The following is a 22,462-nucleotide window of genomic DNA, read 5'->3' as shown; positions in this document are numbered from 1 at the left end:
TTTGCCGTTTTCTAATCATCTTCATCACAGCCTGTATTTTCTCTTGAGGTTACGCTATAATAAATGTTGCTCTTTCTTTAATATATCACTCATGCGGTGATGGATAGGAGAATAGACTACATATAACGATATCCAGTGCCTTTCGCAGGTGACATTTATGCAGTGAATGGTAAAATAGGATAAAAACATAAATTTTTAAGGTGATGAGAAATGGAGCATTTGCTGAATCCAAGAGTAAAGGATATTGAAATTTCAGGCATTCGAACATTTTCAAATCTCGTATCGTCATATGAAGATGTCGTTTCATTGACGATAGGCCAGCCCGATTTTTATACGCCGCATCATGTCAAAACAGCTGCCAAAGCAGCCATTGACGAGAATTACACCTCATACACTCACAATGCTGGTTTCCTAGAGCTAAGACAAGCGATCCAGCATTATATCAAGAAGAAAGTGAATCTTGATTATGATGCAGAGTCAGAAATCATTGTGACGACAGGTGCAAGTCAAGCAATCGATGCTGCGTTTCGAACCATTTTAACAGAAGGCGATGAGGTCATTTTACCTGGACCTGTATACCCCGGATATGAACCGATCATTCGAATGTGCGGTGCCATGCCCGTACATATTGACACAACGAATGCCGGCTTTAAATTGAATGCCAAGCTGATTGAGGATGCGCTAACGGAAAAGACAAAGTGTGTGGTTCTTCCTTACCCTTCAAACCCGACTGGTGTCACGCTTTCAGAAGAAGAATTGAAAGAAATTGCCCAGCTCCTTGAAGGAAAAGACATCTTTATTTTATCCGATGAAATCTACAGCGAGCTGACATTTGACCGGCCGCATCATTCAATTGCCTCTTTCTTAAAAGAACAGACCATTGTCATCAATGGACTGTCTAAATCTCATAGCATGACTGGATGGAGAATTGGATTTTTATTTGCTTCAGCTCCAATTGCTAAACATGTATTAAAAGTACATCAATATAACGTGTCTTGTGCCTCGGCTGTCTCACAAAAGGCGGCACTTGAAGCTGTGACAAATGGTGTGGATGATGCACTGATCATGAGAGAGCAATATAAGAAAAGACTCGATTATGTATATGATCGGCTCATTTCTATGGGGCTTCCGGTGATTAAACCTTCTGGCGCTTTCTATATTTTTCCATCCATTGAATCGTTTGGGATGAGTTCCTTTGATTTTTGCATGGAGCTGTTAGAAAGTACAAGACTTGCGGTCGTACCAGGCTCTGCTTTCTCTCCACTCGGCGAAGGGTATGTGCGCCTGTCTTACGCTTATTCACTTGAAACGCTGAAAGAAGGACTTGACCGGCTAGAACAATTTGTACTCGAAAAACGTTCTATTCATTCGCTAGATTGAAACAACGGCTCTCTTGCCGTTGTTTTTATTTTGCAGGAAACATGATGTGAAATACGGTGCCCTTTTCAGGCTGACTATCCACACGGATCGTCCCGTTATGATTTTCTAAAATATTAAATGTGACCATGAGGCCAAGTCCTGTTCCTTTTTCCTTTGTGGTTAAAAAGGGCTCTCCAATCCGCTTCATCACCGATTCAGGAATGCCGATCCCTTCATCACGAATCGTGACAAGTATTCCATCACCTTCTGCTTTGGCTGTGATGTCTACCTTTCCTCCGTCCGGCATGGATTCTACGGCATTTTTGATTAAATTGATAAACACTTGCTTGAGCTGATTTTGATCTCCGTTCATCAGGAGACCCTCCTCTATCTCACTTGTGTTCATTAAAATGCCATTTAAGTTCGCTTGTGTTTCTAACAAGGCTGTGACTTCGCTGATGATTTTTTTCAAATCCAGCGTCTGCATTGAGGAGGTTTGCTGCGGTTTCGCCAGCATTAGCAGCTCACTCAAGATAATTTCTATTCGGCTCAGCTCAGAGAAAACAATCTCGAAGTATTGATCGCGATCTTTTGTTTTCGGTTTAATGAGCTGTAAAAAGCCTTTGATGGCGGTCAATGGGTTTCTGATTTCATGTGCAATGCCAGCCGCCAATTGGCCTGCAATCGATAATTTTTCAGAGCGGAGCATGAGCTCTTCTGTCTGCTTACGTTCGGAGATATCTCTTAATATAATTTGAACCGCTGTTTCTCCAAAGAATGTAGTTGGGATACAGACCATTTCTGTATAAATCAGCTTATGTTTAAACGTATGACAGCTCATCGTGACAATCTCAGAATCTGATGCTCTTTCAATAATACGTGATAAGCTCTTTTTAACCTTTTGCTGATCACAGGAATGGATTTGATGAAAGATATCCTTTCCTATTAATTTATCGTAATGCTCGGCTTCAAATAATTTAATGCCTGATTCATTCATAAATACCCACTTGTGATCATGGATGACCGCAATCGTATCAATGGAGTTTTGAATGAGCAGCTGATACCTCTCCCGGCTTTTTTGAAGAACGGTTTGGAATTTTTTACGGGATGAGATGTCCACGAGCAGCAAAAGCTCTGCCCGCTGATTTTGATAAATCGTCGGTGATGACTTTACCTCAATATGAATACTGCTCCCATCTTGACGCTTCCATATCTGTTCAATCATTCCGACTGGAAGGCCTTGCTGCAGCCTTGTTATTCGGCTTCTGACAATATCATGGTACTCTTCAGCAATAAAATCAAACGCGGACTTGCCGATCATGTCATCTCTTGCACTTACCCCCATTAATTGCAGCATCGCATCATTCGCATACACAATTTTCCCTAAAGTCGTAATACATAACGGATTTGGCAGCATGGCAATCAATTGTTCAGCTTCACCGACATTTTGGAAAGCCGGCAGACTGCCTAACGACTGTTCTGCTACTTTTGATGTTGTTTGAAATGCTGCTTTTTGGGGCTCAGTATCCAGCACCCTCATTTTCAGGATCATTTCTCTACTTACTTCGTTGTCTAACCCATCACAAGCAACAAAATCAATGCTTGCTTCGATCCATACAGCTGTCAGATCACTTCTTAGCAGTCTAAAGTGGCAAACCTCTAGCATGTGCTGATTGTAAAAATAACTTTCGACGAGAAATTGATCTTCGGTATGAACAAAGTCTTTCAAAAAACACCCTAGTAAATCCTTTTGTTCATAGAGCAAAAGCTGCTTACAGTTGGAAGAAATGTAGAGAAAGCGGCCATTAGAAGAAAGAACGGCATGTAAATCGATGTTCGAATACAATTGATTCGAATCTTTCATTTGTTGTTCCATCGTCGTCCGACCCTCCTTTTCATTTTTTAGGGTTGTCCTTAGATTGATGTATAAAAAAGATTCGCTAGAAAACCCGTATTTTCCTTCTGTCATCGAGGGAAACGTCCATATTTTCAGCAAAAAGGGAGCACTTTCTGCTGCTGTGCTCCCTGCGGTTTATTGTTTTTCATATTTCTTTTGTAATTCAACGTACTTATCCACAATTTTACTCGGGATGTTTTTAATAACAGGATCCTTATCTGAGACATAAGGTGTCACGACACTAAACGCCACCTTTGGATTAGAAGAAGGATAATATCCTCCAAAGGTTAAGTTGTACGTTGAATTTCCCCACCAGCTGCGGTTGGCACCATAGTAGAACGTTTGCGCTGTACCTGTTTTTCCTGCGACATCATGCTGACCAAACCGGCCAGCGGCAGTTCCGCCTGTTGATGTGACCATTTTCAGTCCCGTTTTTACGCGGTCAATATCTGCTTTCGAGTTGTTAATCGTATTCAGCACTTTCGGCTCATATTTTTTTACGACTGGGCCTACTTCATCCTTCTTCGTTGGAAGATGAACACTTTTCACTACTCTTGGCTGAATACGGCTTCCTCCATTGGCGATCGTTGACATGTATTGTGCCACTTGAAGCGGTGTATACGTGTCATACTGACCAATTGCTTCATCAAGCAAGAGTCCGCCGACCGTCTTAGGATGCGTCTGCATCCCGCTTGATTCCTGCGGCAGATCGATCCCCGTTTTCACGCCAAGACCGAATTGCGCATAGTAGTTTCTCATTTTTTGTAAGTGCTCAGGCCTTGCAGGTAACGGACCATCCTTTTGATAGGTGATGCCCGCCATTCTCATCGCTACTTGGAACATGTAGACGTTGGAACTTTTTTGGAGTGCTTGAATGTCGTTAACCCATCCAAGATCTTTGTAAGACCGCTTCGGTTTTCCATTACTTCCTGCAAAGTAGAGCGGTGTATCCATATAGGCTTGGTTGTGTGACATTCCGTCTTGATAACCAGAGAGGACAGTGGCTCCTTTGACAACAGAGCCCATTTCGTACTGGGTCGTAAATGTTCCGATTGCATAATCTGTGACGTCTCTGCCGTCCATTTTCTTGCCTGACATCGCGAGAACATCCCCTGTGTGAGGGTCCATCATGACGACAAAGGCACGATCCATCATATAGTTTCTCGCGCTGGCGGATCTAAGCTCTGATTCAACGATTTTGTCGACTTCCTTTTGCAGCTCCATATCAAATGTCAGCGCAAGATCAAGTCCTCTTCGTCCTTCTGTCCGCTTGATTTCATCGAGCAGCTTCCCGCCAACCTGTGTATATTGAACGGTCGCTTTCTCTGGGTTTAGAAAATCCTCGTATTGATATTCTAAATAGCTCTTCCCTACCCGGTCATTTCGCGAGTAGCCTCTTGCCATATAGTAATCTTCACGCTCTTTAATGATTCCTTGCTCTGGTGTAGTCACACCGCCAAGTACATTATAAAGGGTCTTTTCATACGGATATTTTCTTGTCCAGTCGTTGATGACGTTCACACCAGGCAGTTCATCAAGATGCTCTGAGACAAGTGAAATTTCTTCATATGTTAGACTTACGGATGAAGTCTGTTTTGATTCTTTCGTTTCATCGAGTAGAGCAACTTTTTCGTCCCCTTTTTTCTCTTCGTTTGGGTTCATTGCCTTCACGATTTGGGGCTCAAAGGCATATCCGCCTGTAAATCTACGGTAGATCGCTGCAACAGCTTTTTCCTCTGCATCCTTTTCGATCGCTTTGACTTCTTTCTTTGGGACACGCTCTACTTGAAGCGGATAGACATCCTTTGCATCGATATCTTTTTTCTCCGCTTTTGAAATGAGTTTATCCGCTTCTTTCGGATGGCTCGCCAGCCAAAAATCTCGAATGTCACGCTCTCTCAAAAAATCAGTATCCATTTTTATATAAGTCGCAAGTTTTCTTGCTACCTTAATCTTATCCTCCGCTTTCACACCGCTTTCTGATGTATAAACGATGGCAGGTACACTTTCGTTATCAACGACGACTCTTCCTCTCGCGTCATACATTTTTCCTCTTGGAGACGGGTATGATGCTGTTTTGACCTCTGTTCGGTTGGCTTGCTTTTTATAATCTTCACCATTGACGATTTGCAGCACACCCAGCTTGATCACAAGTCCAGCAAATAAACTAAATACAGCGAAGAAAAAGAGATTAATTCTCCAGGCGTTCCGGCGCTTGATTTTTTTTTGCTCGGCAGCACCTTGATGCTGTTTCTCTCCCACTTATGTAGCTCCTCTCATCCTTTTCAATCTTTTACAATTACCACTCATTATTGTAACACTTTTGTAATAGTTGTTACAGCGAAACGGGTGAAAAAAAGCTGTCAATCCCTAATCTGCAAAAAAATATACTAACACTTTAAAATATTGGTATGTTTATGTCGTTTTCTTTAAATGGAAGAATTCCCTATCCATTGATATGAAGCGGCTCTTACGATGACTTTAACAAAAATGACAAACTGGCATTGTCAATGGAGGATGCTGGTACGTTTATAACAAAAAGTCCATGGTATGATTTTTTGTGAGAAAACAAAACAAAGATTTTAGGAGGAGTTACAATATGAAGAAGAAATCATTCTTTTTTTCAGCGCTGACAGCTGCTGCACTCATCACATTCACTGGAGGACATTCAGCTGATGCGAAGGAGCTTAACCTGAAACAAGTAATAAATGTACAGCATCAAGCCATTGATCTTCATACATTAGCAGCAAAATTACATATCTCTTCAGATGTAAACAAGCTAAGCAAGTCGAATCAAAAAGAGATCGAAGCTCTATTAAACAAACTGATCAAAAGCGGTCAACCTGTTACAGGAACAAAAGTAGTGAAAGAAGTAAACAAAGCAAAACAAGAACAAAAACAAGAATCAGTGAAAAAACCAGCTGCTTCTAAACCAAGCACTCCAGCAAAAGAAAACACAAGCAGCAACACAAAAGCTGACCAAAAAGACACAACGGCATCAAAAGCAGACAGCAGCTTAAATGCATTTGAAAAAGAAGTGGTTGAGCTTACAAATAAAGAGCGTGCAAAACAAGGCTTAAAGGCACTTTCTGTTGATTCTAAATTAAGCAAATCTGCTCGCGCAAAATCTCAAGATATGAAAGATAAAAACTATTTCTCTCATACAAGCCCAACTTATGGATCTCCATTTGATCAAATGAAGCAATTCGGTATCACTTACAAATCAGCAGGTGAAAACATTGCCCAAGGTCAAAGATCCCCTCAAGAAGTTGTGACAGCATGGATGAATAGTGAAGGCCACAGAGCAAACATTTTAAACAAAAGCTATACACATATCGGTGTTGGTTATGTGAAATCTGGCAACTACTGGACGCAGCAATTCATCGGAAAATAATATCAAAAAAACCTGTCCCTATTTGGGTCAGGTTTTTAGTTTGTTTTGAGGGTTTGTTTAAAGCGGCAAACTATTTGACCCATAATTTATAGATGCTCTGGGTCCCGCTGTTTTCTTCGCCCTGTTCGCTCAGCTTTTCATAAAGTGACTTCGCAAGTGAGAGCCCTGGCATTTCTTCTCCCATCAGCTCTGCTTCTTCAAGTGCAATGCCCATATCCTTGATAAAATGCTTCACATAAAACCCTGGCTCGAAATCGCCTTTCAGCATTCTTGGTGCAAGGTTTGACAAAGACCAGCTGCCAGCTGCACCTGTTGTGATGCTTTTGAGCACCTGCTCTGGATCAAGCCCTGATTTTTCGGCATAAGCCATTGCCTCTGCGACACCGACCATCCCCGCTGCAATGGCAATTTGGTTACACATTTTTGTATGCTGACCGCTTCCTGCCGGTCCTTGATATTGAATGTTTTCACCCATTTGCTCAAATAGCGGCAGACAGGCTTCATAGGCTGATCTTTCTCCGCCGATCATAATGGCCAGCGTTCCATTTTGGGCTCCTATGTCTCCGCCTGATACAGGTGCATCTAATGCAAATATACCTCTTTCCTTCGCTTTCAACTCAATTTCTTTTGCAAGCTGAGGCTTCGATGTCGTCATATCAATGAGATATGTACCTGGCGCGGCATGTGCCACAAGCCCATCTTCACCTAAATAGATCTCTTCTACATCAGAGGGATATCCCACCATTGTGATGACGGCATCTGCGCTTTCTGCAATCTCTTTTACTGCCGACTTCCATGATGCCCCTTTTCGAATCAATGCGTCTGCTTTTGCTTTCGTTCTTGTATAAACGATCACTTCATAGCCTGCATCCATTAAATGTCCTGCCATACTGTGACCCATTACACCGATTCCTATAAAACCAACTGTTTTGATTTGTGCCATCACTTGTTCCTCCTTAAAGAGACTTTGTCAATCCACCATCAATGATCAGTGTTTGACCTGTCATATATGTATTGGCTTCAGATAAAAGAAACGCTGCATATGCTGCAAATTCCTCTGGCTGTCCGTAACGGCCAAGCGGGATCGCTCGTTCAGCCTGTGCTTTGATTTCTTCAACCGTTCGATTCTCTCTTTGTGCGCGGTGCTTCTCCAGCTGTTTCACACGGTCTGTTTCAATTTTTCCCGGTGCTAACGTATTGATCAAAATACCATCCTTTGCAAACTCCAGAGCGGCTGTTTTTGTCCAGCCGGCTATGGCCGGTCTAAATGTATTCGACAGCATCAAGCCCGGGATCGGTTCTTTCACTGACATTGACGCAATATTTAAAACACGTGCGCCGCGTTTTTTCAAATAAGGCAATGCCTCTTTTAATAATCGAATATAGCTGAGTAAATGAAGCTGAAATGATTCGATCCAATCTTCATCTGTTAAGGTGTCGAGCGTTCCTGTTTTAGGCCCGCCTGTATTGTTCACAAGAATGTCTAGACACTTCTCATCACCAGCCGCCGCTTGAACAAGCGCCTTGATTTGCCCGGCGTCAGATACATCACATACTTGATAAGTCAGCTGTCCTTTGACAAGCGGAGACAGCTCCTTGACTGTTTCTTTCAGCTTCTGTTCATGTCTTCCCGAGAGCATCACATCTGCTCCCTCTTTTGCTAGAGCAAAGGCAATCGATTTTCCGATACCTTGACTGCTTGCAGCTACCAATGCTTTTTTTCCAGTTAGATTGACATCCATGTCAACACCTCCTCTAGTTTATTTTATCATACAAAAAGAACCTTGCTCACATCGCAAGGTTCCTTTCCGCTCATTACACCTTAAATCGGTCAACCGCCTGACGCAGTGCCTGGCTTGATTCGTTCAGCATTTCAGTTGAGGTTTTCGTTCTTTCTAACACTTGAACTTGTTCATCTGTAGACGCATGCACTTCCTCAGCTGAGGCAGCAGATTCTTCTGAAATGGCAGCAATACTTTGAATGGAGTCACTCATCTTCTGCTGTTCTTCTGTCATTTCATTAATCTGTGTATGAATGCTGTCGATTGAACCGACAAGTGCCTGCATTTCCATTGTGATGCTGCTGAGTGCCTCACCTGTTGCATTGATGGCGGCACCTTGTTCCTCATTCATTTTACTTGCTGTTGTCATCGCTTCAGCCGCCTTCTTCGATTCATCTTGAATGAGTTTGACGGTTTCACTAATGTGTTTTGTTGACTGCGCAGATTGTTCAGCAAGCTTTCTCACTTCTTCTGCTACTACAGCAAATCCTCGTCCGCTTTCTCCTGCTCTCGCTGCTTCAATGCTTGCATTCAGTGCAAGTAAATTCGTTTGATCCGAGATTTCAGAGATGGCGGTCACGACATTTTCAATATTTTTCGTTTTATGCTCAAGGTCTAGCAGCATTTGCTCAACCTTTTTCGATTCTTCACTCGCTTGTGTTGATTTTTGGACGAGCAAACCAAGTGCGTCAAGCCCTTTATAGCTTGCATCTTCAGATGATTTTGAGTTGGTTTGCATTTGTGAAGCGAGCTCACCCATATGGCGCACTTTCTCATACAAATACTCTGATTTTTCATTAATCGTTTCTGCATCTGACGCCTGCTTAGTCGCTCCTGTTGCCACCTCTTGAATGGCCGTTGCAATCTGTTCGCTAGACAGCAAAGTCTCATTTGAAATGTGGGTCACTTCATCCGCTGATTTCACAACTTGATCTGAAGCCCCTTTCACTTTTTCAATTAACTCCCTGACATCCTCGGTCATTTGATTAATGCTTTTCGTGAGGGAACCAATTTCATCTTGGGATTTCACTGCAAGCGTACTTGTTAAATCGCCTTCTGACACCTTACGCACATGCTCTATTAGACGCTTGATTGGCGTTGTAATGCTTCTTGCCAATAAGAAGCTGAGGATTATCGCAAGAATAATGGCAATGACGGATATAATGATACTTGTCTGATTCATTTGTTCTGTGATCCACAGCAGTTTACTTTTCTCAAAGCTGACACCAACCGTCCAATCAGCTTCTTTGATTTTAGATATGACCGTCAGTTCTTTACTGTCATCAACACCTGAGTTGTCAAGCGCTTTTTTCACAGAAGCGACCTTTGATATGTTTTTTCCTTGCTCTGTTGGATGCGCCAAAAGGGTGCCTGTGCCATCAACTAAGAAAGCGGTCCCCTTATAAGGAATCTCTTGTTCATTTATATACGTTTGAATGGAGGACAGCTTCAAATCAAGTCCAGCGACCCCAATGACCTTTCCATCTTTGACAATCGCCTTCGTGGCTGAGACAATCATTTTTTTCGTTGCTTCATCAATATATGGATCTGTCCAAACGACCTGATCAGGCTTTTCGGCTGCTTGTTTAAACCAGCCTTGTTTAGATGGATCATATCCTTCGCCAAGATCGAACTCCGGAAAGCCGAACATTTTCCCGTCACTTGTTCCTATATAGGCAAACGAAATGAGTTTATCCTGTTCCTGCATGTTTTTTAGTTCATCGTTTTCAAAAGCCAATGTTTGCTTGGTTTGTTTTCGCGCAAATTCTTCAGTCATTGTACTTGTTGCGAGTTTATTAATTGTATTGCCGTAATTATCAAGCTTTTCAGTAATAATGTCTCTCATACTTTCTGCCGTTGCTGCTGCGGTGGTTTTTGCATCTCGTTCAATAAGTGGTCTTAACACTAAGTTGGACCCCACTTGAACAGCCACGACGGTTAAAATTAAAATAACTGAGATGAAAACAGCTATTCTCACTTGAAGTTTCTTAAACATCTCATCACCCCTACATCTACTTTCACACCTTAATTTATATATCGGCAAAATGATACCGCATTCAATAGTTGTAAGAAAATTTAAATAGAAAAAAACAAGCCGTATAGGCTTGTTTTAAGTAAAATATTCAATTTTTGCAGAAGGAAAGTACTGATCTATATATGACTCTAAAGTCTCTCTTAGTTCTTGTTCCTCATCTTTTTGATAGATATATTTTCCTATACCATATCTTCCCCACTTGTATCTTCTTTTTTCTTCGTCCAACTCTAATTTTGATTTTGGGTAATTTTTTTGAATCACACGCTTTGCTGGTTTTGTAAAGCGATGCTGAATCATCTCAAAGGTGATATCGTCTCTCACATCTTCAGAAAGGGCTGCATCGAGCTTTTCGAATAGAACTTTATACCCTTCCTGCCAGCCTTCATGGATGTAGATTGGGGCAATAATAAAGCCTAGAGGATAGCCTGCCTTTGCGACCTTAACAGCCGCTTCAATCCGCTTATCTAGCGGTGATGTGCCAGGCTCGAAATATTTAATGACATAATCGGCATTGATGCTAAAACGGAATCGTGTCCGGCCATTATGCTTTGCATCTAACAGATGATCGACATGATGGAATTTCGTGACAAAGCGAAGTTTTCCTAGGTCCGTCTGCCCGAAGTATTCAATCGCTCGTTTGAGTGTATGTGTCAAATGGTCAATTCCTACGATGTCTGAAGTACATGATGCTTCAAATCTCGTGATATCCGGCGCCCGCTCGTTCATGTATTGATCTGCCTGATCTAATATTTCTTCTACATTGACGTACGTTCGAATGTACGGCTTACTTCCCATTGTTGTTTGCAAATAGCAATAATGACAATGCCCCATACATCCTGTTGCAAATGGGATCGCATACTCTGCAGATGGTTTAGACGAGTCAAACTTCAATGTCTTCCTCACACCAATGACAAGCGTTGACTTCGCATTACGATACTTTTGCAAGTCATTTTTTCCCGGAATATTTCTGACCTGGTTGTGTGAAGTCGTTTCTCTTATTTCGATTCCCATACCCTCAAACTTTTCCTTCAGCTCTCGTCCTAACGGGTAATCTAACGCCCGGGGTTCAATGTAAACAAGCTGGGGAACGAAAGGTTTGATCATATTAAGCACATCCTTACCTTTAAGGTTTTCATACCGTTACTTTAACCGCACAGGATGGCTTTTATCCTTTCTAAAATCTCCCTTATTCAAACAAGTCTTGATAAAGAGCTTCTGCTTCTTCATATGTTGGAAACACAGCATCATCAGGTGCTAGTGGATGATACGTTTCAAGTAAAAAGAGGGCAAGCTCTTCTTCGTTGTATGGATGTGAAACAATTTCTGCTTCTTTAATTTGTGCTACGTTTGCAGCATGTGGGTTTCGATAAATCACATATACTTGATCACCTGGTTTGTAGTCTGAGAAAGGCAATCTGGTCACCTCCATTTTTTAATTATAGGGTGCCCTTCTCACTGCCCAATATGACTCAATATGATAAAATTCGACAAAAAAACCAGACAGTTTCACCTGTCTGGTTTTCATTCACTTAGTTCTGTTGAAACGTCTTCTTGACGAAATCAACCACTTCTTCTGTTGTGCTAAGTGATAAAATATGCTCTTTAAATGATGCAGCTTCTTCTTTAGAAAGCTTGCTTAGCTGCGTTCTAGCTGGAAGAATGGATGTTGCACTCATTGAGAATTCATCTAATCCTAATCCAAGTAGAAGCGGGATTGCGATTTCATCTCCTGCCATCTCACCGCACATGCCAACCCATTTACCCTCTTTATGCGCTGCTTCGATTACAAGCGTAATAAGACGTAAAATCGCTGGGTTGTAAGGCTGGTAAAGATAAGACACTCGTTCGTTCATTCGATCAGCAGCCATTGTGTATTGAATCAAATCATTCGTTCCAATACTGAAGAAATCTACTTCTTTTGCAAATTGGTCTGCGATGACAGCCGTTGATGGAATTTCTACCATCATTCCGATTTCAATCGAATCAGAAACGTCTGTACCAGCGGCAACCAATGCTTCTTTTTCTTCAAGTAAAATGGCTTTTGCTTCTCTAAATTCTGATAACGTCGCGATCATAGGGAACATGATTTTCAAGTTTCCATATGTACTTGCACGAAGTAAGGCGCGTAGTTGTGTTCTGAAAATCTCCTGCTCTTCCAGGCAAAGGCGAATGGCTCTATAGCCAAGGAACGGGTTCATTTCTTTTGGAAGCTGCAAGTAAGGAAGTTCTTTATCGCCACCAATATCTAGTGTGCGGACAACCACTGCTTTCCCTTCCATCTTCTCTAAAACTGTTTTATACGCATCGAACTGCTCTTCTTCTGTAGGAAGCTGGTCTCTGCCCATGTATAAAAATTCAGTACGGTACAATCCAACTGCTTCGCCGCCATTTTCAAGTACACCTTTTACATCTTCAGGTGTTCCGATATTTGCAGCTAGCTCTACGTGAACGCCGTCTTTTGTAACCGTTGGCTGGTCAACAAGTTTCGCCCATTCCGCTTTTTGAGCTAAGTAGTCTTCATGCTTTTTTTGATACGCTTTCACTTCATCTTCAGAAGGCTGAATGATGACGTCTCCAGTAATACCATCCACAATGATCAGATCATCGTTTTTCACCGTTTTTGTTGCTTCTTTTGTCCCAACAACTGCTGGAATCTCCATAGATCTTGCCATGATCGCGGAGTGAGAAGTACGACCGCCGATATCTGTTGCAAAGCCTTTGACAAATTGTCTGTTCAGCTGAGCAGTATCAGAAGGTGTTAAATCTTCAGCAATGATGATGACTTCTTCAGAAATCATGCTTGGGTTTGGAATGTCAACGCCTAGCAAATGTCCAGTCACACGTTTCGTTACGTCGCGAATATCCGCTGCACGTTCCTTCATGTATTCATTGTCCATTGCTTCGAACATTGTGACAAACATCGTCGCTGTTTCTTTTAAAGCAAATTCAGCATTTACTTTATCAGATTTGATTTTATCCTTTACTGGGCTTAGCAGTTCAGGATCACTTAACACAAGAAGGTGGGCAGAAAAGATATCTGCTTTGTCTTGGCCAAGCTCTTTTAGCGCATGTTCTTTAATTGCTTCAAGTTCTTGTTTAGAAACATGAATTGCTTCTTCAAAACGCTTCACTTCTGTCTCTGGATCATTGATGTCTTTTTGGTGAACTGTTAAATCTGGTTCTTCCAGACGATACGCTTTTGCAATCGCAACGCCTGCTGAAGCACCGATTCCTTTCAGTTGTTGCATTACTCGCCTAGGCCTTCACTTTTCATTGTGTCTTTAAGCGCAGCAAGTGCATCATTTTCATCAGAACCAGAAGCAGAGATTGTGATTGTAGCACCTTTCGCAATTCCTAGAGACATTACACCCATAATAGATTTCAGGTTCACTGTTTTACCATTATATTCTAAGTTGATATCAGCATCATATTTACTAGCAGTTTGTACAAGAACTGTTGCAGGACGTGCGTGAATTCCAGAATCTGCAGTTACTTTGAATGTTTGTTGAGCCATTTTTATCAATCTCCTTTTTATACAATTAATACATCCACAATATTATATCATACTGCCGAGCTTGTCATCTAACAAGAACGGCAGTTATGAAAATTATTTTGAAATTTTCATGATGTTTTCTTGTCCAGCTTTGATTTCACCGGATGCTTGAAGGTCAATAAATTGTCCTTCACTTAAGTTGGTAAATACAATTGGAGTCATCAAAGATGGTACTTCAGACTTAATTTTATCAATATCAACCTCTAAAAGTTTTTGACCGATTTCTACTTGATCTCCCTCTTGTACAAATGCTTCAAATCCTTCTCCTTTGAGGCCGACCGTATCAATTCCGAAGTGGATCAAAATTTCAAGTCCACCATCAGATTGCAGACCAATAGCGTGTTTCGTTGGGAACACATTTAAGATCTTCCCTCTTACCGGTGAAACCACCGTTCCATCTGTTGGCAAGATAGCGAAACCGTCACCCATCATTTTCCCTGAGAATACTTGATCTGGTACATCTGTAATTGGATGAAGCTCCCCTGTAATTGGTGAAGCAAAAATTTCTTCCCCTTGCTCATTTTGAAGCGGCTTTGCAATAACTTCTTCGACCTGCTGGCTGACTTCTTCTTTTGCAGAAGGGTCTTTCGCTGGGCGAGGCGTGCGGCCTGCAATGATGTCCTGCATTTGTGTTTTTAAGTTATCAGAGCGCGGGCCGAAAATGGCCTGGATGTTGTTCCCTACTTCGAGAACACCAGAAGCGCCAAGCTTTTTCAAACGGTCTTTGTCCACTTTCTTCTGATCATTCACAGTGACACGTAACCGCGTGATACAAGCATCAAGGTGCTTAATGTTTTCTTGATCACCCATTGCTTCAAGAATTTCATAAGGCAAGTCATTACCTTTTTCAGACTTCGCCTCACTTGCTCCGTCTGCTGCTTCATCCTCGCGGCCTGGCGTTTTCAGATTAAATTTGCGAATGGCGAATCTAAATCCGAAGTAGTAAATGACAGCAAGTACGAGACCTACTGGAATGACGAGCCACCAAGCAGTTCTATTTGGCAGGATACCAAATAGGAAGAAGTCGATTAACCCTCCTGAGAAGGTCATCCCGATTTTCACGTTTAGAATATCCATTATCATAAAGGATAATCCAGCAAATACACAGTGAATCGCAAATAATACTGGTGCAACAAACAAGAATGAGAATTCAAGTGGTTCAGTGATCCCTGTTAGGAAAGAAGTAAGGGCCGCTGATCCCATAATTCCTGCTACTAGCTTTTTATTCTTTGGTTTTGCTTCATGGTAAATCGCAAGTGCTGCTGCTGGAAGACCGAACATCATGAACGGATATTTCCCTGTCATGAATGTACCAGCTGTCAGCTGAACACCATCTTTGATTTGCGCCATGAAAATACGCTGGTCACCACGGACAAGCTCTCCTGATAAGCTCTTGTAGCTAAAGAACTCATACCAGAATGGTGAGTAGAAAATATGGTGCAGACCAAACGGAATTAATGATCGTTCAATGACACCGAATACAAAGGCAGCCAGCGGCTCATTCGCTGCGAGCAGTCCTGTTGAAAATGAGTTCAGTGCACCTTGGATTGGCGGCCAAATGACTAGCATCAATAGCCCTAAAATAAGTGCTGAAATAGAAGTAACGATTGGAACAAAACGCTTACCAGCAAAGAAGCCAAGATATTGCGGAAGCTCAATTTTGTAAAATTTATTATACATATAAGCTGCTAATACCCCGACGATAATCCCGCCAAAAACGCCGGTAGACAAAGTCGGTATGCCGAGCATATTAATATATGCTGGATGGCTTTCCTTGAAGAACTGGGCCAGTTTGAGTGAATCGGATGGAATGGATCCGTTGGCCATTAATACAGCACTCATCGTGACGTTCATGACAAGGTAACCGATGATAGCGGCAATCCCTGCCACTCCGTCTCCATTGGCAAGACCGATGGCAACCCCTACAGCAAATAATAGCGGAAGATTCGAGAAAACGATGTTCCCCGCATTCTCCATGACACTTGCAACAAGCTGAATTGTATCATTGCTTAAAAATTGAGCTACATCAATCAGCTGCGGATTTTGCATCGCATTCCCAAGTGCCAGTAAAATACCAGCAGCAGGAAGGATCGCAACTGGAAGCATGAGTGCTCGTCCAATTTTTTGCAACACACCAAAAAGTGATTTAAACACTGGTTGAACCTCCTTTTGTTTTCGCTTACAACATACATTTGGGATGCTCCCTGACGTACATTTCATAATTAACCGTTTACATTTCACTTTCAAACGCAAAAAAAGGCATGGTGATATAAGGTTGCGCAAATAACAGGATCTTATCCTGTATTTACCTTAAGTCACTCATGCCTGATCGAATCAGTTACACGTTTCAAGGAAACTATGAAATTTTATTTGTCAATCTGTACAGATGAAGTGTCAGGTAGACAGCCTCAGCATCCTGTACAGGCTTTTTCAATGCATGCTGCAAAATTTTGATCATTTTCCAAGCAGTATTGTAGCATAAAGGATATTCATTTTTCAATAGATGAAGCAATTTTTCTGGCTCCTCTAATGATTCTCCCCGTTTAATACGCTCAATTGAAAACGTAATATGGCGTAATAAGCGTAAATAATGAATACTTTCTCTGTCTACTTTCATATGAAATGAATCTTCGATGACTTGGACCATTTGTGTAATGAGCTGCGAATGACGGTTCACTTCAGATAAAGGCCGATTCGTCAAAGCTGAATGAATATGAAGCGCTATAAAGCCTATTTCTCCTTCTGGCAGCTTCGTTTCGACATCTGGCCGCTCGTTAATCAGTTCAACGACTTCCTTTGCAACCTCGTATTCTTTAGGGTAAAGCGATTGCGTCTCAAGCATAAAAGGGTTCGTGATATCATAGCCTTGCTGCACCCGCTTAAAACTAAACGCAATATGGTCGGTCAGTGCAACATGTATATGCTCATTCAATCGTTGTCCCATTTTTTCTCGTATATGATAAATGACGTCATTGGCAAGCTCAATCATGTTCTCATCAATATGATGAAGCAGTTGTTTATATTCTGTTTGTTCCTTCGTGTTTTTTAACACAAACATTTTTTCAAACACGTCTTGATCGAGAAGATCCCCCGATTTTTTACCGAAGCCGATCCCTTTCCCAATCAGAACCACTTCGCCCAAAGAAGGGTGTCTTGCGATGATGACATTATTATTTAACGCTTTATCAACGGTGAAGGATTCCATGAACATCCCCACCTCCTTCTTATTCAATCCCTCTTATCGTACAAAACAGATGAAACGTGCGTCAACGATTGTTTTTCAAAACGGTTGTTGTTCGCTCAATCAGGCGAAATGGCAGCATTCTTTTTTCTGATTTCTCTCCCTTTAATGCCCGATCGAACAAGTCAAACGCTTCCTGCCCCATTTGTTTGAGGGGAATATGAATGCTGGAAATCCCCAAAGCCTCACTCAATTGGTTATTTTGAAAGCTGAGTATGGCTGGTGATTCTCCTACTTTTATGTCATGACGCTGCGCCTCTAATAAAAAGCCTGCAGAGACTTCGTCATTTGTGATGAATAAAGCTGTAGGACGATTTTTCATTTCCTGCCATTCTGCAAATAATTGCTTCCCATCAAGCAGGGATAACTTCCCTTCGATGATCCATTCCTCATCAATGGTCTGCCCGAGCGATTGCATCATGTCTTGATAAGCCTGAAGGCGCGACTTGCTATTCGCTCCTTCTGTTCTGGCGAGAACGATCGCAATTCGTTGATGGCCGCATGCCGCCAAATGACGCAGGCCTTCCTTAAATGCTTGATCATGCGCAATCGACACGGTTGAGCATTGATCGTGCAGCGCAGGATGACAAAATATAATCGGTCCTGATTCCTGCCACTTTAAAATGTGCCTTTCACTTAATGCATTTGAACAAAATATTAAACCGTCCACACGGCGTTCTTTTAAACTCATTAACGCTTCTTTTTCTTTTAATGGGTCATATCCTGTTTGAAATAAAGCAAAGTGCATACCGCGCGCCTGTGCTTTTTCTGCAATACCTGTGACGAGTGTGCTGAAATAAGAGTGTTCAATGTTTGGAAGGACAATGCCAAGCATATTCGAATAGCCCTTCGCTAAATGGACCGCCTGGATGTTTCTCGTATACTTGAGATCTTCCATCGCTTGTAGAACACGTTCTCTTTTTTCTTCTTTAACATAAGGATGCTCATTCAACACACGTGATACGGTTGTCACAGATACGCCCGCTCTTTTCGCAATCTCCCTTATGTTTGCCATTTTTTCTCCTACTTTCTCTTGATATGGTAAGCGTTTCATACTTTAAGATGTATGTGAGCTGAACAAATCACTGGATGGAAAGGGGAATTCAAGATGGGTTTCATCATATGGATTATATTATGTATGACTGTTTTGTTTTCTGCTCGTTTTGCATTACATCCTTTAGGAAAAGAACATAAAATCAAACCGTTTCAATCAATTGATGATTTTTTTGTTGATAAGGATCGAGAAGAGTGATAAAAAATCACGATGACACTTCCAAGACCTGGACGTTCATCGTGATTTTTTTATTACTTGATGATCGTCAGCTCTTTCGGATAATTGGTTAAGGTGACTGGACCATCTGCCGTAATGAGAACATCATCTTCAATTCTTACGCCGCCGACTCCTGGCACATAAATTCCTGGTTCAATCGTATACACCATACCTTCTTGCAGAAGGTCATCATTTGCCTGACTCATAGAAGGAAACTCATGAACAGAAACGCCTAATCCATGGCCGAGGCGATGAGGGAAATATTCACCATATCCCGCTTCTGTTATTAGCCCGCGAGCTTTTAAGTCAAGATCACCGATCCTCACGCCGGGCTTACTCATTTCAAGTGCTGCCATTTCTGCATTTAAGACGGTTTGATAGATGTCCTTTTGTTTTTCAGAAGCTTCCTGATAGATGAATGTTCTTGTGATGTCTGAGCAATATCCATCGACAATGACGCCAAGGTCAAATAACACAAAATCGCCTTTCTTTAAGGCTGCCTGCCCCGGATTTCCATGAGGCTCGCCTGATTTTTCACCAAAGAGAACCATGGTGGAAAAGGACATACCTTGAATGCCTTTTTTCTTTAGTTCATATTCTATGACAGCGAGCACTTCTGTTTCTGTGATTCCTTCTTTTAAGGCGTTAACCCCAATTTTTACACCTTCATCTGCCAATTGAGCCGCTTTTTTCAGTGTAGCAATTTCAGATTCATCTTTAATCAGTCTGAGCTGATTGAGCGCATCTTCAGCCCGAACGAACGTTTTAGCTCCGATAACAGCTTGGAGCTGTTCTGCTCTTTGAAGCGGAATCGATTCTTTTTCAATCGCAAGACGCGCCGTTTGAATATCTCGTTTTTCTATCGCTGATTGAATGAAATCAAATGGATTCTCATGATCTTCATATCCAATAATATCGCCGGACCATCCTGCATTTTTTGCCTGCTCGACTTCCATTTTAGGCAAAATAAAAAATGGTTCTGCCTCTTGGAACACAAACAGCCCCATCACTCTTTCATGCGGCTCTGTGAAGTATCCAGATAGATAAAACACATTTTCCTTTGTATGTATAAATGCACCTTGAATGTCTTCTTTCTTAAGCCAAGAAGACAAGCTCTTCATTCGGTTCATCATGATCCTCCTCACACGTTTTACTACTGGTCTATTGTATCAGTTTTTGCTGTATTTCGCACAAAAGCGCACTGGCATGAATCCAGTGCGCCCTGATGATTGATTTAAGATGCACGAAGCAGACGCAGACCATTTAAAATGACCAAAATCGTACTTCCTTCATGCCCGATGACACCAAAAGGCAAATCAAGCACTTGTAAGAAATTCGCACAAATCAACAGACAGATCACCGTTAATGAGAAAATAATGTTTTGCTTAATGATTCGATTCATTTTTCTTGAAAGACGGATCATCTTTGTTAGGTTATTTAAATTGTTCTTCATTAAGATGAGATCCGCTGTTTCTAAGGCAACATCTGTGCCTCCGCCCATCGCAACCCCAACATCTGCTGTGGCGAGCGCTGGTGCATCATTGATTCCGTCTCCTACCATGATGATTGAATTACCTTGTTTTTTTAATTGATTGAGCTCATGTACCTTTTCATCTGGAAGACATTCAGCCACGACAGCTTGGATACCGGCTTCCTGCGCAATAGCTTCAGCCGTTTTTTGCTGATCTCCTGTCAGCATGACGGTTTGGATGCCTAAATCATTTAGTTCTTGAATCATTTTTTTGGCTTCAGGTCTGATTTGATCCTTAAGGCCAAGACAGCCAACCACTTTTTCATCCTTTTGAACGTAGACCACTGTGTATCCTTGCGCGGAAAGGTCATCACCTGTCTCTTCAATCTCGCGGTCGATTGACGCCTTACCCGCAAAGTCTTTCTTCCCAATCCGCCACGTTTCTCCATTTAATTGTGCTTTCACACCAAATCCAGAGGTTTCTTCAATGGTGACATGGGCTGTTCTTTCTGTTTGGTGCTCTTTTGCCATATCAGAAATTGCTTTTGCTAATGGGTGGTTTGATTGACTCTCAATTTGATAGAGTGCCTGGTAAAAAGCAGATTCATCCTGTCCTTTAGCCATGATGACTTGTTCTACGGCTGGCTTCCCGCTTGTAATCGTCCCCGTTTTATCAAAAGCAATCATGCTGCTCGTGCCTAGTTTTTCTAAAAAGACACTTCCTTTAACAAGCATTCCATTTCTCGCGCCATTTGAGATCAATGACAATGCTGCTGGCATGATGGATGCAACTAGAGCACAAGGTGAAGCAACGACCATAAACACCATTGCCCGGTAGAAGGTTTCACTCATACTCCAGCCGAGGACAAAATGAGGCAGTACCATTAATACCGCAACGGTGATCAGCACACCTTTTACATAGGCCCCTTCAAATTTTTCGATAAATGCCTGGCTTGGCGAAACACTTTCTTGAGCGGATTCAACAAGTTTAATAATTTTATGGAATAACGTTTCTTCATTATGTTTCGTGACTTCCACTGTTAAGGAACCATTTAAATTCACTGTTCCTGCAAATACGTCTTCCCCCTGCCCTTTTTCCTGTGGAATAGATTCGCCTGTGAGGGCAGATTCATCCACACTTGTTCTCCCGCTTAAAATGACACCATCTGCTGCAATGCGTTCCCCAGCTTTGACCATAATCCGGTCACCTGGTGTTAATGATGAAGCGGCGATTTGAATGGTCGTACCGTCTTCTTCAATTAAAGTTGCTTCATCCGGTGCAATGCTCATTAATGCTGTTAAATCTTTCTTGCTTTTATTTGACGTATACGTTTCAAGCGCACCACTCAGTGAGAAAATAAAAATTAAGATAGCGCCTTCTGCCCAATAGCCGATTAGAGCTGAGCCTATTGCTGCGAAAATCATTAAAAGTTCCACATTCAAGGTCTTAGACGAAATCGTTTCTTCAATTCCTTCCTTCGCCTTTGCAAAACCTCCAATAACAAATGCTAGGATGAAAAGAGGAATGCTCCACATGCTCTCATCCTTTAGAACCCATCCAATTAAAATGAGAATCCCTGAGATACCGGCTGCAATTAATTCTCCGTGCTGTGCCCATTTATGTAAGGACCATTTCGATTCCTTTTGATTTGTCGTTTGGTAAAGTGCTGTATTCTCATTCATAATTGTTTTCTCCTCTCTAATTGATAATCGTTTTCACATTATCAATCGTTACCCGTTTCTTTTTCCATCTATATTTTCTGCTATTTCAAGCTTTTTATTGGTCTGTAACTCATTATAACAGGTTCTGACCAATTTTCAATTAATAATTATTATAATTTCTTTTTGATAATAATTATCATTATTGATATAGACCGTTCCGTCTTCTTCTGAGCACAGTGTATTCAGATGAAAAGCAAACGAACACAAAAAAGAACCAACAGAATTGGTTCTTTCACAGAAAGGATTTGTTCTACGAATTTGTCCACTCTTTGATTTGTTTTTTTGTCAGTGGACCTACATGATTTTTCACCACTTCTCCTTTTTCATTAATCAAAAAGGTCGTTGGAATGGTGATGATTTGATATTTCTTCATCATTTCTCCGTGTTCATCTAGTATGATCGGGAATGTAAACCTTCTATCTTTCACAAATTGGGCAACAGCATGTTTACTTTGTTCAGCACCTAGTAAATTCACGTTTAATATGTCAACATCACTCTGATTTTCTTTGACAATCTGTTCAAATTCGGGCAGCTCCATTTTGCAGGACGGACACCATGTTGTCCAAAAATGCAAAATGGTCTTTTTCCCTTTTTCGGGAACCATCTTCATGTCACCATTTAATGTCGGCGCCTCTATCCTTGGCGCCATCACGGGCTCTTTTGCTTCTGCTGCTGCGCTCATTAGAAATAGCAGCAGGGTCATCATCAGAAGACTGGCGGATAGATGTTTACGATTCAT

At 41.7% G+C, this 22,462-nt stretch carries 18 protein-coding genes; 3 read left to right on the top strand and 15 right to left on the bottom strand.

What is annotated here, in order from left to right:
• The first annotated feature begins 210 nt into the window (after positions 1-210).
• A complete protein-coding gene (locus BAE31_RS16290) occupies positions 211-1,380 on the top strand; it encodes an aminotransferase A (protein WP_024424705.1) in 1,170 nt (389 codons plus the stop codon).
• 25 nt (positions 1,381-1,405) lie between these two features.
• Here the strand turns inward: BAE31_RS16290 and BAE31_RS16285 are convergent, their stop codons facing one another.
• Both BAE31_RS16285 and BAE31_RS16280 read right to left on the bottom strand, forming a co-directional pair.
• Positions 1,406-3,235 (bottom strand): PAS domain-containing sensor histidine kinase, encoded by a 1,830-nt coding sequence (locus tag BAE31_RS16285; RefSeq protein WP_025092344.1) that lies wholly within the window; start codon positions 3,233-3,235, stop codon positions 1,406-1,408.
• Between the two features lie 156 nt (positions 3,236-3,391).
• Positions 3,392-5,518 (bottom strand): peptidoglycan D,D-transpeptidase FtsI family protein, encoded by a 2,127-nt coding sequence (locus BAE31_RS16280; RefSeq protein ID WP_046310786.1) that lies wholly within the window; start codon positions 5,516-5,518, stop codon positions 3,392-3,394.
• A gap of 337 nt (positions 5,519-5,855) precedes the next feature.
• Between BAE31_RS16280 and BAE31_RS16275 the strand changes: the two genes are divergently transcribed.
• Entirely contained in the window at positions 5,856-6,650 is a 795-nt protein-coding gene (locus BAE31_RS16275) for a CAP domain-containing protein (RefSeq protein WP_075622934.1), read from the top strand.
• A 70-nt stretch (positions 6,651-6,720) separates the two neighbouring features.
• Here BAE31_RS16275 and BAE31_RS16270 read toward each other — a convergent pair whose 3' ends face one another.
• The 10 genes from BAE31_RS16270 to BAE31_RS16225 form a co-directional block, all read right to left on the bottom strand.
• A complete protein-coding gene (locus tag BAE31_RS16270) occupies positions 6,721-7,593 on the bottom strand; it encodes an NAD(P)-dependent oxidoreductase (protein WP_076840954.1) in 873 nt (290 codons plus the stop codon).
• 13 nt (positions 7,594-7,606) lie between these two features.
• A complete protein-coding gene (locus tag BAE31_RS16265; protein WP_076840953.1) occupies positions 7,607-8,392 on the bottom strand; it encodes an SDR family oxidoreductase in 786 nt (261 codons plus the stop codon).
• A gap of 73 nt (positions 8,393-8,465) precedes the next feature.
• Entirely contained in the window at positions 8,466-10,427 is a 1,962-nt protein-coding gene (locus tag BAE31_RS16260; RefSeq protein WP_041106062.1) for a methyl-accepting chemotaxis protein, read from the bottom strand.
• Positions 10,428-10,541: 114 nt separating this feature from the next.
• Positions 10,542-11,570, bottom strand: a complete 1,029-nt coding sequence (gene splB, locus BAE31_RS16255; RefSeq protein WP_041106060.1) for a spore photoproduct lyase — start codon at positions 11,568-11,570, stop codon at positions 10,542-10,544.
• Positions 11,571-11,652: 82 nt separating this feature from the next.
• A complete protein-coding gene (locus BAE31_RS16250; protein ID WP_044331928.1) occupies positions 11,653-11,895 on the bottom strand; it encodes a transcriptional regulator SplA domain-containing protein in 243 nt (80 codons plus the stop codon).
• Between the two features lie 100 nt (positions 11,896-11,995).
• Positions 11,996-13,714, bottom strand: a complete 1,719-nt coding sequence (ptsP, locus tag BAE31_RS16245) for a phosphoenolpyruvate--protein phosphotransferase (RefSeq protein ID WP_041106058.1) — start codon at positions 13,712-13,714, stop codon at positions 11,996-11,998.
• A complete protein-coding gene (locus tag BAE31_RS16240) occupies positions 13,714-13,980 on the bottom strand; it encodes a phosphocarrier protein HPr (protein WP_003211078.1) in 267 nt (88 codons plus the stop codon). The genes ptsP and BAE31_RS16240 overlap by 1 nt, the downstream gene beginning before the upstream one ends.
• Before the next feature lie 93 nt (positions 13,981-14,073).
• On the bottom strand, positions 14,074-16,173 hold the full coding sequence (ptsG, locus tag BAE31_RS16235; protein ID WP_024424696.1) for a glucose-specific PTS transporter subunit IIBC: 2,100 nt from the start codon (positions 16,171-16,173) through the stop codon (positions 14,074-14,076).
• A 202-nt stretch (positions 16,174-16,375) separates the two neighbouring features.
• Positions 16,376-17,230 (bottom strand): glucose PTS transporter transcription antiterminator GlcT, encoded by an 855-nt coding sequence (gene glcT / locus BAE31_RS16230; protein ID WP_024424695.1) that lies wholly within the window; start codon positions 17,228-17,230, stop codon positions 16,376-16,378.
• Positions 17,231-17,285: 55 nt separating this feature from the next.
• Positions 17,286-18,275 (bottom strand): LacI family DNA-binding transcriptional regulator, encoded by a 990-nt coding sequence (locus BAE31_RS16225; RefSeq protein ID WP_041106055.1) that lies wholly within the window; start codon positions 18,273-18,275, stop codon positions 17,286-17,288.
• Between the two features lie 93 nt (positions 18,276-18,368).
• On the opposite strand from BAE31_RS16225, the gene BAE31_RS19770 reads away from it, so the two are divergent.
• Positions 18,369-18,512, top strand: coding sequence for a hypothetical protein (locus tag BAE31_RS19770; protein WP_162842493.1), 144 nt, complete (start codon positions 18,369-18,371; stop codon positions 18,510-18,512).
• A 53-nt stretch (positions 18,513-18,565) separates the two neighbouring features.
• Here BAE31_RS19770 and BAE31_RS16220 read toward each other — a convergent pair whose 3' ends face one another.
• The 3 genes from BAE31_RS16220 to stoA form a co-directional block, all read right to left on the bottom strand.
• Positions 18,566-19,660, bottom strand: coding sequence for a M24 family metallopeptidase (locus BAE31_RS16220; protein ID WP_076840952.1), 1,095 nt, complete (start codon positions 19,658-19,660; stop codon positions 18,566-18,568).
• Between the two features lie 104 nt (positions 19,661-19,764).
• A complete protein-coding gene (locus tag BAE31_RS16215) occupies positions 19,765-21,684 on the bottom strand; it encodes a heavy metal translocating P-type ATPase (RefSeq protein ID WP_076840951.1) in 1,920 nt (639 codons plus the stop codon).
• 289 nt (positions 21,685-21,973) lie between these two features.
• A complete protein-coding gene (stoA, locus tag BAE31_RS16210; protein ID WP_076840950.1) occupies positions 21,974-22,462 on the bottom strand; it encodes an endospore biogenesis thiol-disulfide oxidoreductase StoA in 489 nt (162 codons plus the stop codon).

This window comes from Bacillus sp. I-2, assembly GCF_001974945.1.
GTDB classification, from domain to species: domain Bacteria; phylum Bacillota; class Bacilli; order Bacillales; family Bacillaceae; genus Bacillus; species Bacillus safensis.
This window is presented reverse-complemented; position numbering and strand designations above follow the sequence as displayed.

Excerpts from the sequence above, each read along its gene's own strand:
- BAE31_RS16290 (WP_024424705.1), top strand. The coding sequence starts at position 211 with ATGGAGCATTTGCTGAATCCAAGAGTAAAGGATATTGAAATTTCAGGC.
- BAE31_RS16285 (WP_025092344.1), bottom strand. The coding sequence starts at position 3,235 with ATGGAACAACAAATGAAAGATTCGAATCAATTGTATTCGAACATCGAT.
- BAE31_RS16275 (WP_075622934.1), top strand. The coding sequence starts at position 5,856 with ATGAAGAAGAAATCATTCTTTTTTTCAGCGCTGACAGCTGCTGCACTC.
- BAE31_RS16270 (WP_076840954.1), bottom strand. The coding sequence starts at position 7,593 with ATGGCACAAATCAAAACAGTTGGTTTTATAGGAATCGGTGTAATGGGT.
- BAE31_RS16265 (WP_076840953.1), bottom strand. The coding sequence starts at position 8,392 with ATGGATGTCAATCTAACTGGAAAAAAAGCATTGGTAGCTGCAAGCAGT.
- BAE31_RS16260 (WP_041106062.1), bottom strand. The coding sequence starts at position 10,427 with ATGTTTAAGAAACTTCAAGTGAGAATAGCTGTTTTCATCTCAGTTATT.
- splB (WP_041106060.1), bottom strand. The coding sequence starts at position 11,570 with ATGATCAAACCTTTCGTTCCCCAGCTTGTTTACATTGAACCCCGGGCG.
- BAE31_RS16250 (WP_044331928.1), bottom strand. The coding sequence starts at position 11,895 with ATGGAGGTGACCAGATTGCCTTTCTCAGACTACAAACCAGGTGATCAA.
- ptsP (WP_041106058.1), bottom strand. The coding sequence starts at position 13,714 with ATGCAACAACTGAAAGGAATCGGTGCTTCAGCAGGCGTTGCGATTGCA.
- BAE31_RS16240 (WP_003211078.1), bottom strand. The coding sequence starts at position 13,980 with ATGGCTCAACAAACATTCAAAGTAACTGCAGATTCTGGAATTCACGCA.
- glcT (WP_024424695.1), bottom strand. The coding sequence starts at position 17,230 with ATGTTCATGGAATCCTTCACCGTTGATAAAGCGTTAAATAATAATGTC.
- BAE31_RS16225 (WP_041106055.1), bottom strand. The coding sequence starts at position 18,275 with ATGGCAAACATAAGGGAGATTGCGAAAAGAGCGGGCGTATCTGTGACA.
- BAE31_RS19770 (WP_162842493.1), top strand. The coding sequence starts at position 18,369 with ATGGGTTTCATCATATGGATTATATTATGTATGACTGTTTTGTTTTCT.
- BAE31_RS16220 (WP_076840952.1), bottom strand. The coding sequence starts at position 19,660 with ATGAACCGAATGAAGAGCTTGTCTTCTTGGCTTAAGAAAGAAGACATT.
- BAE31_RS16215 (WP_076840951.1), bottom strand. The coding sequence starts at position 21,684 with ATGAATGAGAATACAGCACTTTACCAAACGACAAATCAAAAGGAATCG.
- stoA (WP_076840950.1), bottom strand. The coding sequence starts at position 22,462 with ATGAATCGTAAACATCTATCCGCCAGTCTTCTGATGATGACCCTGCTG.